At 70.8% G+C, this 531-nt stretch carries 1 protein-coding gene; it reads left to right on the top strand.

The genetic code is table 11. The features are described 5' to 3' along the window. Positions 1 to 531: ABC transporter ATP-binding protein (locus tag ACP4IX_RS36590; protein WP_426559005.1), on the top strand; the 531-nt coding region annotated here is incomplete at both ends.

Below are 531 nucleotides of genomic sequence, written 5' to 3'. Positions count from 1 at the left end.
CGGGCTGCGCAAGTCGTACGGCGACAAGACCGTCCTCGACGGCATCGACCTGCACATCCCGGCCGGTTCCGTGTTCGCCCTGCTCGGGCCGAACGGTGCCGGCAAGACCACCGCCGTCAAGATCCTGTCCACGCTCATCACCGCCGACGGCGGACGGGCGCGGGTCGCCGGCCACGACCTCGCCGCCGACCCGCAGGCCGTGCGGGCCGCGATCGGGGTCACCGGGCAGTTCTCCGCCGTCGACGGCCTGATCACCGGCGAGGAGAACATGCTCCTCATGGCCGACCTGCACCACCTGCCCAGGCAGCAGGGACGCCGGGTCACCGCCGGACTCCTGGACCGCTTCGACCTCGTGGAGGCCGCGAAGAAGCCCGCCTCCACCTACTCCGGCGGCATGAAGCGCCGCCTCGACATCGCCATGACCCTGGTCGGCAGCCCGCAGGTCATCTTCCTCGACGAACCCACCACCGGCCTCGACCCCCGCTCCCGCCACAACATGTGGCAGATCATCCGCGAACTCGTCACCGACGG

Source organism: Streptomyces sp. WG5 (assembly GCF_049974565.1).
In the GTDB taxonomy this organism is placed as follows: Bacteria; Actinomycetota; Actinomycetes; order Streptomycetales; family Streptomycetaceae; genus Streptomyces.
This window is presented reverse-complemented; position numbering and strand designations above follow the sequence as displayed.